The sequence below is a fragment of the Abyssibacter sp. genome (genome assembly GCF_964229365.1).
Lineage (GTDB): Bacteria > Pseudomonadota > Gammaproteobacteria > Nevskiales > OUC007 > Abyssibacter.
The window spans coordinates 22,526-37,085 of sequence record NZ_CAXRDQ010000073.1 but is presented as its reverse complement, the minus strand read 5'-3'; the positions used below and the strand labels follow the sequence as shown (position 1 = coordinate 37,085).

The 14,560-nt window shown below is 63.9% G+C and carries 8 protein-coding genes; 2 read left to right on the top strand and 6 right to left on the bottom strand.

Annotated elements, in window-relative coordinates; translation table 11 throughout:
- Positions 1-55: 55 nt before the first annotated feature.
- The gene (locus tag ACE1EY_RS12345; protein WP_291514208.1) at positions 56-2,548 is read left to right on the top strand and encodes a TonB-dependent receptor; all 2,493 of its coding nucleotides are present in this window, start codon (positions 56-58) and stop codon (positions 2,546-2,548) included.
- 32 nt (positions 2,549-2,580) lie between these two features.
- On the opposite strand, the gene ACE1EY_RS12340 is transcribed toward ACE1EY_RS12345, so the two are convergent.
- Positions 2,581-3,348 carry a DUF1571 domain-containing protein gene (locus ACE1EY_RS12340; RefSeq protein WP_291514209.1) on the bottom strand — a complete coding sequence of 256 codons (768 nt, stop codon included), beginning with the start codon at positions 3,346-3,348 and terminating at the stop codon, positions 2,581-2,583.
- Positions 3,348-4,121 carry a hypothetical protein gene (locus tag ACE1EY_RS12335; protein WP_370300284.1) on the bottom strand — a complete coding sequence of 258 codons (774 nt, stop codon included), beginning with the start codon at positions 4,119-4,121 and terminating at the stop codon, positions 3,348-3,350. The genes ACE1EY_RS12340 and ACE1EY_RS12335 overlap by 1 nt, the downstream gene beginning before the upstream one ends.
- A 188-nt stretch (positions 4,122-4,309) precedes the next feature.
- Here ACE1EY_RS12335 and ACE1EY_RS12330 point away from each other — a divergent pair, with 188 nt between their 5' ends.
- Positions 4,310-5,224, top strand: a complete 915-nt coding sequence (locus ACE1EY_RS12330; protein WP_291514211.1) for a hypothetical protein — start codon at positions 4,310-4,312, stop codon at positions 5,222-5,224.
- A gap of 18 nt (positions 5,225-5,242) precedes the next feature.
- Here the strand turns inward: ACE1EY_RS12330 and ACE1EY_RS12325 are convergent, their stop codons facing one another.
- The 4 genes from ACE1EY_RS12325 to ACE1EY_RS12310 all read right to left on the bottom strand — a co-directional run bounded on the left by ACE1EY_RS12325 (position 5,243) and on the right by ACE1EY_RS12310 (position 14,440).
- Positions 5,243-6,790 (bottom strand): S8 family serine peptidase, encoded by a 1,548-nt coding sequence (locus ACE1EY_RS12325; protein WP_291514212.1) that lies wholly within the window; start codon positions 6,788-6,790, stop codon positions 5,243-5,245.
- 207 nt (positions 6,791-6,997) lie between these two features.
- Positions 6,998-8,440 (bottom strand): OmpP1/FadL family transporter, encoded by a 1,443-nt coding sequence (locus ACE1EY_RS12320; RefSeq protein WP_370300283.1) that lies wholly within the window; start codon positions 8,438-8,440, stop codon positions 6,998-7,000.
- Between the two features lie 90 nt (positions 8,441-8,530).
- A complete protein-coding gene (djlA, locus tag ACE1EY_RS12315) occupies positions 8,531-9,313 on the bottom strand; it encodes a co-chaperone DjlA (RefSeq protein WP_291514214.1) in 783 nt (260 codons plus the stop codon).
- Between the two features lie 75 nt (positions 9,314-9,388).
- Positions 9,389-14,440 carry a choice-of-anchor U domain-containing protein gene (locus ACE1EY_RS12310; protein WP_291514215.1) on the bottom strand — a complete coding sequence of 1,684 codons (5,052 nt, stop codon included), beginning with the start codon at positions 14,438-14,440 and terminating at the stop codon, positions 9,389-9,391.
- Between the last annotated feature and the right edge of the window lie 120 nt (positions 14,441-14,560).

The following is a 14,560-nucleotide window of genomic DNA, read 5'->3' as shown; positions in this document are numbered from 1 at the left end:
GCGTACAGTATCCAGGGAACTCGCCCCGACATGGGGCGAAACACGGGGTGGGGTCATGATCGAATCGAGCACGATGCGTCGGGTGTGCGCGGTCTGCGCGTTCGCGGGGATGGGACTGGTACCAGCGGCGCTGGCGCAATCGGAGGCAGACGAGATCGAAACCGTGCCCACGATTCCGGTCGCGGCACTTGATCCCGAGGACGTTCCGACAGAAATGGATGCGGACACCATCGAACTCGAAGAATTGGTGGTCACCGCGCAGAAAACGCGGCAGACACTGCGCGAGGTTCCGGCGTCGGTCTCCGCGATCAGCGGCGAACAACTGGCCGAAGCCAACATCCTGCTGCCCAACGACGTCAATAATTACGTTCCCAACCTCACGATGAAGATCACGCCGTATCTCAGCGAGGTACGTATTCGCGGCTATGGCACGACCATATCGAACCTCGGGGCCGAGTCCTCGGTCGGCACGGTCATCGACGGCGTGTATTACGGCCGCTCGACATTCCTGTCGTCGATGCTCTACGACGTCGGGCAGTTCGAGGTCATACGTGGGCCGCAGGGTTCGTTATTCGGCAAGAACACCATTGCCGGCGTGCTCAATCTGACCACCCGCGAACCGGAGCCGTACAGCGAGGCATCGATCCGGCTGATCGGCACGGACAACCTGGATCAGCGCATTGCCCAGGGCGGCGTGACCATCCCGCTGTCTGACACGGCGGCGGTGCGCATTGCCGGCGCGTCCTACGGCATCGACGGGATTCTCTACAACACCTTGCTGGATCGCCCCGAAGCGGATTTCAACGCAACCTACGGCCGTATCAAGCTGCGGCTGCCGGAGTTCGGTTATGGCGGCCGCATCACCCTGGGCGCCAGCATCGCGAACCAGTCGTTCAACAACAATGCGTTTCAGATCGCGGAGCTGACACCCACGGTTTTCGAATACATGCAGCAGTTCGATCCACAGGTGGAAACCGACCCGCTCAACGAGCTCGTGTCCAGTAACGTGCCGGCGTTCGCGAAGGTCGAGACCCGCTCCGCACAGGCCAACATCGAGTATCCGCTGAACGGGTGGCTGGGCGTTCCCACCGTAGATCTGACGTCCATTTCCGGGTATGCACGAACGACGACGATCGAGCGCGACATCGACTTCGATTTCTCCCCCGTACCGGCGCTGCTCTACACGCTGCAGGAACCCAGCCCGTATGAACAGTACTCGCAGGAGCTGCGCGTCAGCGGGCTGGCCGACAGCCTGTTCGGCCTGTTCGGCGAAACCGAGTTTATCCTCGGCGCTTACTACTTCGACGCCGATTCGTTCAATAACGAGTTCATCGAAATCGAGGACCTGGGCGCTCTTGCCGGCCTGGTGCTGGCCAACCAGGCGGACAACCCAGGCAGCGGCGATGTCGTGCCGACGCCAGGCCTCGGTGGCGGTATTCCGATTCCGCCGGCGGTGGTCGACGCGCTGACCCAGATCGTCATGTCGCCGCTGGCCGCGGAAATCTTCGCCGCGCAGGGACAAAACGAGAACGTGCTGCTGACGCTGTCGCAACAGCAACGCTCCATGGCACTGTTCGGACAGGTCACGACCGAAATCCTCAAGGACCTCCACGCAATTGTTGGATTGCGCGTAGGACGCGAAGACAAGGATGCGTATCTGACCTCGACGGCGCCAGACGGCGCGATCTTCATTCCGGCAGTGATCGGACAATCCAATCACCAGTCATCGCTATCGCGCTCCGAAGATGAAGTCTCGCCCAAGCTGGGACTGCGCTACGACATGGGGCGTCGCGCATCCACTTACGCCATCTGGGCGCGCGGCTTCAAGAGCGGCGGCTTCAACGGGATTCCTCTCAACGATGAGAATCTGGAATTCGAACCGGAACGCGCCGACAGCTATGAAGTTGGCTTTAAGGCCCGCCTGCTGAACAACACGTTGCACACCAATATCGCGATATTCCATACGGATTTCGAGAACTTGCAGGTCTCCACGTTCACGGGCTCCGAGTTGTCGGTGCTCAACGCAGCGGCCGCACGGACACGTGGTTTTGAGGCCGATCTGCGATGGCTCCCACCGATCCGCGCATTCGAACTCGACGCCAGCGTCGGCTACACCGACGCCTATTACACCAGCTACCCCAATGCGCCGGCGCCGGCGTTCAGCGACGACAGCTCGCAGGACCTCACCGGACAGACCCTGCAGAACGCACCGAAGTGGTCGGTTAGCGTGCTACCCAAGCTTCTGCTGCCCGGCTTTTCGCCATCCTGGGGCATCATCGTCAATCTGGAAGCGCTCTACACCAGCGAACGGTACCTGGACGTGGATCTGGACCCGGCCACGTTGCAGGACGACACGATCACCTATAACGCCCGCCTGTCCGTCGGCGCGGTGGACCGTGCCTGGGGCCTGACCGTCTCGTTGCAGAACATCACCGACGAGCGCGTCCTCAGCCAGGTCACGGACCTGGCCGTGGCGCCCGGCAACTATGGTGCAGTGACCACCACCGTGGGGCGCAGCGTGTATGGCGCACTCAGCTTCGAGTTCTAAGGTCCGTCACGGCCAGCGCGGCAAAGCACGGATCAGAAGTCGTAGTCGTCATTGTCGACATCAAAGTCGACATCGGTGAGGCCCGGGTTCAGCGCAAAGTCACGGAAGGTGTAGAACTCCATCAACTGGCCGTCGGCATGCCACATGCGGATCTGTGCCGGCAGGCCATTGTCCTCGTAGAAACAGAGCTCGCGCTTGCCGACCGGATAAGGGGCGTTGTCGTCGTCCGGCGGCGGCCCTTGCGGCAGCAGACAACGGGCGGGCGCCTGGTGCACGGAGCGATCGGAGATATCCACAGCCGGCTCGGTGCCTCCCGAGGTCGCACGCTGCGCCTCGATGCCGGAGTGCAGCTTCTGCGCGAGATTGAAGATGCCACCTTCATGCGGCGGCCGCAGATTACCCGCGCGTTTCACGAACGAGCCCTGGGGATCCAGCGACATGGTCCACCCGAACCAACCCGGCTGGTGAAACTTGATCTTGCCCTTGTAACGGTCGGTGCAAAAGATGATTTCGCGCCCCTCTTCGGGGCCGGGCAGCCAGCGCATGTACCGGCATTCAGGCGAACGCTGATGCTTCATGAACAGCGTCTCGACCGGCTGCAGTTCACCATCGACGCGCTGCTGCTTGGTCATCGTCGCGGTGTAGCCGTCGAGGCGGGAAACCGTGTCAACGAAGCGCAGCAGCAGCTCCGCCGCCTGGTCGCGAGTGGACGCCGCCGCTTCCTCGACTGGGTCGCCGGCGTGTAGTGGTGGCGCGGCCACGGCCCAGACCAGCACAGCCGCCAAACCCAGCCTGCTCATCAGATTCCGAACCCCACCGATAACGTTGCATTCACATAATCGGACTGGATGCCGGCTTCACCGTTTAGAAACAACGCACCAAACCAGCGCGACACGCCGACCGCAAGGCGGGCAGCGTTCACGGTTTCAGCATCCAGTGAAGACTCACCGAAAGACACATCAAAGCGGCTGGTCGACCAACCGGCATTGCCGTAGACCGTCATCGTTCCCAGTCGACGCCGCAGCGCCAGGTCTGCGCCGATGGAGTCCAGCTCCACGTCGTCCTCCCCGATCAGCGAGGAGTAGGCACCGCGCGCCGCGACCTCCCAGCCGGACATGCCGGAAACGGGCCACGCCCACCCGATACTCGCACCGAGCACGCCGTAGCCGGAATCCGGTATGGCGGAAGCCATGGCGCCCAGCGACCAGCCGGAATCCAAGGCCATCTCGCCGGCCACACCAATCTGCCCCAGCAGCGTCGTGTCCTGTCCGAACACGCGGGACCAGGCATCGTCGTGCTGCACCGACGACATCGACGCGACGCCGGCACCGAGCCCCCAGTAGCCGGACAGCGGGCGGACATGCTGCCACTGCCGAAACTGGTAAGCGTTCGCGGCATCCTCTGCAATCGCTTGAAAGTCCGCCTGCGAGGCATCGCGCAGTCGATCGAAATCGAAGGCCTGTGCCGCCGGCGCCGCCGCCCACACAAGCAGCCACAGAACTCGCCGAACGACACGGGCGAATACGGCATCACACTGCCGGTGATTGTTGGCTACCGCCATCCGATCCTTCATAGACGTGCACCTCATTGGCCTGCCCTGGCGAGTCTGGTCCTGCTCCCCGTCGCTGAACGCCGGACGTAACGCCCGGTCATACCCTGACGCACCAGCGATTGATAAGCCGCGCGGGAGCGCATGATGCATACAACGGCAAGATTCTTGCCGTCTGGCAGTCTACATAAGTCGAATCCGGAGAAACGGCCATGAAGTCCGTACGCAACCTGGTTTTCTCATCGGTGGCCTGCCTCGCAGCGCTCGGCACGGCCGCGGCCCAGGAATCCGGCGCGGAAGCCGAGGAACCGTCGCTCTGGGAACGCCTGGCCGCCGAACGCAACGTCACGTTGCCCCCGCGATACGGCGTGGGTCTGATTTACGTCGGCTACAGTCACGACATTCGGATCGACGAGTTGCGCATCGCTTCCGACGACGGTCGCCGCGGCGGCATCGACTTCGTTGAATCGGACGACTCGGAAATGACCAATCGGCAGCTGCAACTGCGCGCAGATGCTTGGCTGCTGCCGTTTCTGAATGTCTTTGCGCAGGTGGGCGCCGCGGACAATACGCTGAGTACGAACGTCAGCGTGGACGGCGAGGACATTGTTGCGTTCGTCGGCGACGAGAGCCGCTGTGCGCCGGACGCCTCGCCGCGGCCGGCGCTTTGCGACCAGACGTTCACGGCCGTGGGCAAGCAGGAACCTGGTGGTGAGGTCTACACGCTGGGCGCCCTGCTCGCGCTCGGCCGCGGATCGTATTTCGCGCTCGGCGGCCTCGCCTACACCTGGGCGGACCTGGACACGGCGGATGCGCCCATGGAAACCCTGGCGCTGTCCCCCCGGATAGGTCGCCGCTTCGGCCTCGGAAACCACGGCGAACTGGCGGTTTACGTCGGCGCGTTGCACATCGATGCCCATGTGGAGTTCAGCCGGAGTGCGACGGTGCCCACACCGAATGGCAGCACGATCGTGACCCTGACCGCCGACATCACCAACAAGGATCCGTGGAGTTACGTGCTTGGCACCAATTGGGACATGCAAAACGGCTGGAACCTTCAAGCGGAACTCGGTCACGGCGCGTCACGCGATGGATTCATCGCTTCGCTGACGCGCCGATTTCCCTAAGCGGCGCTTTATCCGCCGCTAACGCGTTGCGGTCGGTGTTGCTGTCGACGCGGCCGTTGGGCTAGAACCACCGCCGAGGTACTGCCAAGCCGCGTACAGATCAATCAGGCCATAACCGTAGGCGTCATCCACACCGCGACGACCCAAATCGATGGCGGTGGCGGTCAGCGCCTCGCGCACCTCGGCTCCGGTGAGCGTCGGATCGCTGCTGAACAGCACGGCCGCGGCACCGGAGACATGCGGCGCCGACATCGATGTGCCGTTGTAGAGCTCATAGGAATACTCTTCCAGCATCGTCGTAACGGTGGCGTCCACACCCACCGATGTCAGCAAGGCCGATCCGTCTTCCTGTGAAATGCTGATGGCCGGAATCGACGAACTGTCCTCGCCCAAGGTCCCCAGAAAGGCACCCGGTTCGTTGTTGTAAATCACCACGGCGGCGCCGCCACCGGCCTCGACCGCCGCGATTTTCTCGGCAAAGGAATTGTCGCCACGCTCACACAGCACGACCCGACCGCTCCAGGACGACGACCGCTTGCACAGCCGACCGTAGGCCAGCGCGCCGGTTGCCATGCCGTAGGCGGCATTCTCCAGCGCATTCGCCTCGTAGGCGCTTCCGTCGACCTCGAGGTCTGCCTGCTCGGTGAACGGCACCGTGCTCAGTACCCCGACGCCAGGCGCGGCCAGTTCCACGGCGTCGTTCTTCTGTGAAAAAAGTGCAACGGACATGGTGTCGTCCACCGCCGCGACGGATACCACGGACGAATAGCTTGCCGGGTAATTGTAGGCGCGCGTGCCGCTGTTCCCCGCCGACGCGATCGACAGCGTACCGACGCTTTCGATCCAGTCGAAGGCCGCTTCTTCCAGCGTCTGCGCACTGCCGCCGCCGAGACTCATGTTGATCACGTTGGCGCCCGCCTCCGCGCATTGAAAGGCGATGTCCGCGAGCGTGGACGAGTACGACCACGCACATTCGGGGCCGTCGAAGACCTTGCCGATTAGCACGTTCACCTGTCCGGGCGACACGCCGACAACGCCGAGGTCGTTATGAACCGCGGCGATGGTGCCGGCGACATGCGTGCCGTGACCACAGGTATCGGTATCCCAACCCGTCGGCGTCCCATCGACCAGATTCAGGGCCGCGAGATCATCGTGTGCCGCAGAGATCCCGGAATCGATGATGCAAACCGTGGCGCCTGCGCCGGTCGCCGCACCAGAATCGATCACACCGTCGCGATCCAGGTCCCAGACGTCGCGTGCGCGCACCATGTCGATGCCATAGGGCACCTCCTGCGCCATGGGGTAGCGTTTAACGTCCGGCTCGATCGAAAGGATCCGCTTGTTACGGCGCAGCCGGTCGATCACGCCCGCCGGCGCCGAGACCACGAAGGCGTTGATCGCATCGAAGCGGTAGTGCCGTTCCAGCGAGCTTTCTTGGCCCAGTGCATTGGCGACCGCAGCCATTTTTCCCGGCTTGACTTCAATCCAGACCCGCTGCTTGGCCGCAGCCGAAGCACTGCTGACGTACAGACTCGCCATGATTGCGAGCACGACAATTCTCAACATCGCGTGAAACCTCCCTATTCGGATCGATTAACCGCAGTTCCGTCTGCCACACTCTAACCGTTCGATTTCAATGGCAAAGCCCGACACGGTCGACAGTGCAGGCAAGGCTTGCCATGCACGACGCCTGTATTCAATGCAAATTCAACGCCGATCTTCGCAGATGCCGGAGCCAAATGGAGGGCGCACGCGGCCGGACTGTCGCATCGGTCACAAACGCCAGCGCATTCGCAGGCCGAACCAAAGCAGTGTCAGTGGCTGGTAACGGCCCGTGACTCGGTTGCCGGTCATCGGGTCGACATCATCAACCTCGCCCCCGCGGCTACGTAGCACTCCGGTACTGAAGTCGACCGTCCGTCGCTCGTTGACCACCCAGCTAAACCCGCCCGTGAGGTACAGGCGGCCTGCATCTGCAGAAGTCGCGCTCCGATTCTCGTCACTGACGGCGGCCGACTCCCCGGCCACGCCTGCAGACAGCGTCCAGCGTTCGTTGAGCTGGTAGCGCATGCCGAGCGCAACCAGGTAGGCGTCCTGGAATTCCAGCCGACTGCGAACCGTGGGCGTCGCGTTATCGAAGCGGATGATGACTTCGTCGAACCGAGACCAGCGGGTCCATCGCAGGCTGCTGGCAAAGGTCCAGCGATCAACCGTCCAAGCGACGCCGGAGGACAGCGTCTCCGGCAGCGTCAGGGTGAGGCCGAACCCGGTATCGGTGGTGGCAGCCCGCACCAGCGCCACGACCTCCTCTTCAAAGGAGCCGCCCGTTGCCAGCAAGGCGACGCGCGTGGTTGAAAAACAAGGGTCGTTTTCAAAGTCCTCCAGGGTCCAGCCCAGGCGTTGACGTGTGGCATCACCGTGCAATCCGTGCTCGATCGGGGACAGATAGCTCAACCCCACGGCGACCTGGTCAGTTAGCGCCATCCGCAGGCCGGCTTGCCAGGCAGCGGTAAAACGGCTGGCCTCGGCGCGGTGACGGAAGTCGTACTTGCCCGGCAATGTCTCTTCCCCGGCGAGGGCGCAAGCCGGCGTGGCCAGATCCGCCCCGGCGCGCGCCTCAACCTCGCGCTGAACGATTGCGCCCAGGTCGACATCGTTTGAATACTCGAAGTCGAACCAATGCAGTCGCGCGCCGACCCCAACACGCAGCCGCGGAGTGACCTGCCAGGCAGCACCGGGGGTGAGCTCGATCCCTCGAATGACCGTGTCGATGGCGTTGTAGCGCCCCTTCCAATCCGCATCCCGGTGTTGGGATGTGCCGTAGGGGGCGGCCAGCGTCACGCCGACGGCGAAGCGGTCGCTCATGCGTCGCGTCCAGGTCCAGTCCGGAATCGGGGCGTCCACACGACCACTGCGGCCGCTGTTACCGCCGCTGATCGTTGAGCCGTCGGTACCCTCGCGAACCGCGACTCCCTGGAACTGTGTCGACAAATGGGCAAAATGTGCCCCGGTCGCCAGACCCGATTCCAGGGCCAGGCCATGCAGGGCCGGGTTGCGGACTGCGGCACCAGGATCGTAGTCAGCCGCATCCACGCCGGCGAAGCCCATGCCGCTGGCGCCGACCGAATCAAACGGCAATGAAAATCCGCCCGCTGCCCAGGCTGGGGACACGCCCACCAGCGCAGCGCTAACCAAGGTGCCGAGCAATCTGCCCATCGCGTATCGCCCGTCCAATCGGAAGCGCTATGGGCAGCAGGAATCAGGCCAGCCGTTACGCTGAACGTGAACGACGGGATTCCCCGGTTTTTACTCCGCCCGTGCCTGCTTGATCAGGTCGTAAGCCCGGGTGATTTCACTGGTTTTCTGCTCCGCCACGGCGCGCATCGACTCAGGCAGGCCTTTGGCTGCCAGGCGATCCGGGTGGTGTTCGCTCATCAGGCGGCGGTAAGCCTTCTTGACCTCGGCGTCGCTGGCCGATGCGTCAACGCCGATGATCTTGTAAGCGTCGGCGAGTTCGTCTCGCTGCGGCGGCCGGCGCCCCCCGGCCGACCCGCCGCCCTGCGCCATGCGCAGCGATGCATCAAGGCGGGCGAGATCCTGTTCAGACAGCCCGAGCCCCCGGCCAACGCGAAAGATGAGTTCGCGTTCGTTGTCGGTGATCTGGCCATCGGCAATCGCCACCTGAATCTGGGCGGTCAAAAAGACCTGAATCAGATGGACCTGCCCGCGGCAAGTACTGCGAAAACTGCGCACCTCGGCGTCCACGTCGAAACCCGCCTGCTTGCCGCGATTGAACGCGGCGATGGCCTGTTTGCGCTGCTCTGGGGTGAATCGGAACCGCTGCATCATGGTCTCCAGCGCGGCGATCTCGGACTGGTCCACCCGGCCATCGGATTTGCTGATGGCTCCGGCTACCGCGAACGTCGCTTCCAGAAACTGGTGCTGGGCCGCGCCAGCGATCAGACGTGTGGGTGACACACGGCTGATCTGCCGCGCCAGCCACCAGCCGGCGGCGGCCCCAAACAACAGGCCGGGCAGCCGGCCGAACGCGAAGCCGATCACGGCTCCAATGAGGATTGCAGGAAACATGACGCCGGATTCTACGCCAACAGGAAACGACAGCGCCGCCGGTGGCGACGCTCCGGCAGCGCTGTCAGGGCATGTCTAGGGACGGAAGTCCATGAAGATCCGGCCGGACCGCACCACCGGCTGGCCAAAGGCTTCCAGCACCTGCTCCCAAGCCGGGCTGTTGGACGACGTACCCGGCAGGTTGGCCCCTTCGAAGCGGGCGCCGTTGTCTTCGCTGACCCACAGCCTACCCTGAGACGCGGCCACGACGACGTAGTTGCCGACACCACGCACATCCGAGGTTCCACCGCTGAACACGGTGGTCCAGTTCACCAGGTCGTCGCTGTAGGACAGCCCACCCGTGGTCGTCACGAAGTACCGACCGTTGATGAGCCGAATCTCATTGATGGGGCTGGACACGCCGGGCGGCAGTTCTGTCCAGTTGGTCAGATCAGCCGAGCTGTACAGCTTGCCGCTGCCACCGCCAAACAGGTACTGGCTGCCGTCGTGCATCACGTCCAGCGGATGGAAACGGCCCGTGGTGCCGCTATACACCTGCTCGGGCAGCGTGCCGGAGATGTCCGTCCAGCCCGTTCCCAGATCGCGGCGAATCTCGCTGCTGGAGAATCCGAACTGCGGGTAGGCCAGGAAGGTGCCAGCCGCCTCGTCGAGATCCGCGTAGGTGCCGCGGACCAGCGTATTTTCCAGCGTCCAGTTGCGACCATCTGCGCTCACGTAGCCGATGACGCGGTTGTCGCTGCCGTCCTCCCCGAAGGTCGCCGAGGTGATCGGACCGCCAACCGCGACGAACTGCATACCGTTCCATTCGATTTCAAACAGCGGCACGCGACCGTTGGGCGACTGGTAATCCATCGGCAGGGGCTGCTCCTGCCAGCTGAATCCACCATCCTGGCTAATCGCGATGACCGGAACTTCGCCGTCCTCGTTGCCCTGTTCGTCCAGCACGATCCGGCCACCCGCAGCCACGAGACGCTCACCGGCCACGACCACGTCGTTAATGGTGAACGACGCATGGTGGCTGCGGGTATCCCAGTTGCGTGCGTCGGTGCTAGCCCAGATCTGGCCGTCGTGGCCGACCGCCACGTAGGTGGTGCCGTCGTAGGCGATGTCGTTGAGCTGCTCGACGGCTTCGCCGACACGACCCTCGTTGGTCCAGCTCTGCCCGTCGGTGCTGGTGTAAACGTAACCGCGCACACCCACCACGATGAACTGCGAGCCGTCGTGGATCATCGCCCGCGGTGCGCCCTGGTTCAGGAAGTGCTGGCCGGACACCGTGACCCAGCTTCGGCCATCTGCACTGCTCTGCAGCGTGTTGCCGTTCAGGATGCGGTAGAACGTCGTGCCGTCGTACGCCACCGTTGGGCTCATGTTGGCCTGGAGAGCCGCGATGTAGGGCGTATCGTCAGCGGCCTGGGTCCAGCTGTGACCGTCGGGACTGACATAGGTCGTGCTGCCATCACGGCCCACGAACTGCGTGCCGTTGTGGTAGATCTCGGTGACAGGTTCCGCAGGTTCGACCTCACCCCACAAATTGCCGTCGAAGCTCTTGAGCGTCGTGCCGCGTGAGACTGCCGCGATGAAGGTCTGGCCATCGGAGGCAAAGGCCCCCAGATTCCCCGATGTCGAATCGACCAGCGCCGGCGTGTTCGCGGCCACCCACAATTCGGTGTTGGTGCTGCGGAAGATCTGGCCACGACCACCAACGGTGATGAACTGCGTGCCATCCCAGACCACCCGGTTCAGGTCATTGTAGGTCTGGCGGGGCGATACCATCCGCCAGGCATCGGATGCCTTGGGCGGCGCGGTGTCCTGCGGATCCCCAAAGAACCCGAGGCTGCTCTGACCCAGCGCGATCGTGCCAATCGAGCCCGTCGCGATCGTGTAGAGATCACTGGACAGCGCGTAGCCGGTCAGATCGCGCAGACTCGGCCCGATTAGCATGACATCGTCACCGACCAGCACGTACAACCCGTTGGCGACGGTGATGTCGCGGATATGGCCGTTGATACCGCCCAGCGACAGCCAGTTGAACCCGTCGGCACTGATGGCCAGTGCGTTCTGCCCCACCGCCACGAACTGGCTGCCGTCCCAGATCACCTCGCGCAGGTCGGGGTTGTTGGGTATCGGTGTCGCCAGCGTCCAGGTGTTACCCCCATCGATACTGGTGAGAATCTGACCATCGAGCCCGGCAGCCACGTAGGTCCCGTTGTGCTCGGTGATCGCGTGAAGGTTGGTCGACCCGCCGGTCGCCACCTCCGTCCAGTTGCTCAGATCGCTGGACAGAAAGGCGCGACCACCGAGCCCCACCCCCACGTACCGGCCCTGCTGAGCGTGCAGGTATTGCATGTTGAGAATGGCCTGGTTGCCCGGCAGGTCGGTCCAGTTCGTGCCATCCGTACTGGTCGACAAAAACGCACTGCGCAGGGCGATGAACTGGCTGCCGTCGAACGCGATATCGGTCGGCCCGCCGCCAAAGCTGCCGCCGCCGGTGAAGGTCTGACCGTCGGTGGTCACGAACGGCAGGCTGTTGAACTGTCCGGCCATGACGAAGCGACCATTGCCCCATTCCACATCGAGAATCGTGCCATTGGGCGGCGTGGCGATCGGTGCCAGCCCGCCGATCACGTCGGCACAGTCCGCATTCAGGATCAGGTCACGCGCCGGGATGCTGCCCGCGGCCGAGGTTGGTGTCGGCGTGCAGCGCTGACCGGCCGGTTGGCGGATGATCTCCAGCGTGTAGGACGCCCCCTCCTCGGCGGTGCCATCAGCAATGCGCACGGCGGAATTGGTCTGCGTGTAGGTATCTTCCAGCGGCACGCCATCCAGCGTGAAGCGGTAATCCAGCGTGGCTCCGGCATCCATGCCGGTGATGAACAAATCAACGCTATAACGGCCCGCCTCAGAGCAGGTGATGTCGATGTTCGTGATGTCCGCGCCGCTGACAGTCCCGCTGCCATTGGCCACGTTGCAGACCAACCCGGAGGACGGTTGCGCACGGACCGTGTAGTCGCTCCCATCAGCAACGCTGGCTGAGTAGGTCACCGCAGCATTGCGCAGCGCTCCGTCATTGGCGAGACCGCCGCCGACCAGCAGTTCCCACTGTCCCATCGAGGAGGTGCCCGGCACGCCGGAGATGGTCCCCGACAGGGTGTAGGTGCTCGGAGTCGAACAGCTGATGTCCACGCCGGTGATGTCACTGCCGGACACCGTACCGCTGGCATTGGCGACGCTGCAGACCAACCCGCCCGCCGGCGAGGCCGTGACTTCGTAGCTCGCACCATCGGCCACGCCGGTGGCGTAAACCACGGCGCCGTCGGCCAACGGGCCATCCGCCACCAGCGAGCCGCCGACAAAGGCTTCCCACTGGCCGCTGCTGCCGCCCGTACCTGCGCCGGAAATGGCGCCCGAGACCGAATAGGTCGCGGCCTGAGTACTCATGCAGTTGATGTCCACGCCCGTGACATCCGCACCGGACACCGTACCGGCTGCCTTCAACACCGTGCAGCTGAACCCGGCCGGGGCGAACGCACGCACGATGTACGCGGCACCGTCGGTAACGGGAGAGAGGTTGTAGGTGGCAGCCCCATTGGTCATGGCGTTGCTGGCGACCACCGTGCCGTTGACTTCCAGCTCGTATGTGCCGGTTGAACCGGAACTCGGCAGGCCGGCGATCGTGCCGCTGATGTCAAAGCCCGCCGCCTGCGAGCAGTTGATATCCACGCCGGTGACGTCACCACCGCTGATCGTGCCCGACGCGTTCGCCACGGCACAGCTCAAGCCACTGACGGGAGAGGCGACAACCTGGTAGCTTGCGCCATCGGCAACCGGTGCGGCGTTGTAGGTCACCGCGCCATCGTTGAGCGGCCCGTCATTGACCAGCCCGCCATTGATGAACAGCTCCCACTGGCCAGAACTGCCCGTGCTACCCGCACCGCCAATCGCGCCGGCGACGTCGTAGGTGGCTGCCGAAGCCATCGTGCGCGAGGTGAACGCCTGCATCACCGTGCCGACGGTCAGCGTCGTGGTCACGGTGGTGTCGAATGTGCTCGCCGAGCTGTGCCGCACGCAAAGCGTTTGACCGACTTCGACCACGCCATCGGCGGACGTGAAGCCGCTGGGCTGACAGTTCGGCGACCATTCGCCGCCTGTCACCGATACGTTCACGGTGGAGTCGATGCCGGAAATCGTGACGGTATTCGAGGTGACCACGGTATCCAGCGCCACGCCGGTCTGATCGGCGAACGCGAAGGCATCTGGCGTGTTGTCCGGCCCACCCGTGGAACCCATCCGGAGTTGACCCAGAAAGGCCGGCACGCCACTCCCCTGCGCCTGACTGGCATCGCCGATGTTGATTTCGTTGAAGTTGCCTGCGTGATTGTCCGACAGGGCATATTCGATCTGCGTTGTGGCATCCAGCCAGATGATCTCTGCGGTATTCGGCGTGCCGCCGAAGCTCCGGTAGAACGGACTGCTCAAACTGCCCGCCGGCACCATCAGGCTGCCGTTGGCCGCGACGGTCACCGCCACGGTGTCGCCGTCGCTGAACGGACCGCCCGCAGCGGCCTCGCTGTACGTCAACGTGTAACTGCCGACCAGCGCGCTATTGATCGTGGCCGGGGTCGTGGTGCCGCCGCCGGTGGTCGTGATGCCCGGCGCGCCGGGGTCGACAATCACCCCGTTGGCGACGCCATCGTCGTCGCCGCGACCGCCGTCGACCAGCGTCAGGATGACAGTGCGTCCATTGAAGCGCGCGCCGTCGACGCCATTGAAATCGAACTGCGAGAACTGCCCGTTCTGCACCTTGTAGTAGGTGTTCGGATTGGAACCCGACGGCAGCCGGATGGTGACATCCACCGTACCGCCCGGCGTCAGTCCGGTCACGCTGAAGTCATAGAATCCATGGGCGAAGTTCACGCCGGCCGGAGCGGCATTCGGTGCCGGATTGGAGATGACCCGCGCCTGGCTGAGCGTGCCGGCCGATGTCGTCAGCGTGACCGTACCGCCAGGTGCCGTGAGCTGCGTTTGACCCTCAGTCGTGTTCAGCAGATTGATTTCTGCAGGGTCACCGCAGGCGGCAAGCAAGAGCGCAACGATGGCGCAGATCAACACTCTGAGTCGTACAGGCATGGCTTCCACTCCCCGGGGACTTGGTCCAGGAAACTCTAGGCATGAGCCACTTCGGTCCATACCCCCCAGACGGGGGTGTGCCGGTCTCGTGCCTCGGCGCCGCTGTTTCCTCTTTTGGAG

Coding starts and splice junctions, on each gene's coding strand:
- ACE1EY_RS12345 (WP_291514208.1), top strand. CDS start 56: ATGATCGAATCGAGCACGATGCGTCGGGTGTGCGCGGTCTGCGCGTTC.
- ACE1EY_RS12340 (WP_291514209.1), bottom strand. CDS start 3,348: ATGAGCAGGCTGGGTTTGGCGGCTGTGCTGGTCTGGGCCGTGGCCGCG.
- ACE1EY_RS12335 (WP_370300284.1), bottom strand. CDS start 4,121: ATGAAGGATCGGATGGCGGTAGCCAACAATCACCGGCAGTGTGATGCC.
- ACE1EY_RS12330 (WP_291514211.1), top strand. CDS start 4,310: ATGAAGTCCGTACGCAACCTGGTTTTCTCATCGGTGGCCTGCCTCGCA.
- ACE1EY_RS12325 (WP_291514212.1), bottom strand. CDS start 6,790: ATGTTGAGAATTGTCGTGCTCGCAATCATGGCGAGTCTGTACGTCAGC.
- ACE1EY_RS12320 (WP_370300283.1), bottom strand. CDS start 8,440: ATGGGCAGATTGCTCGGCACCTTGGTTAGCGCTGCGCTGGTGGGCGTG.
- djlA (WP_291514214.1), bottom strand. CDS start 9,313: ATGTTTCCTGCAATCCTCATTGGAGCCGTGATCGGCTTCGCGTTCGGC.
- ACE1EY_RS12310 (WP_291514215.1), bottom strand. CDS start 14,440: ATGCCTGTACGACTCAGAGTGTTGATCTGCGCCATCGTTGCGCTCTTG.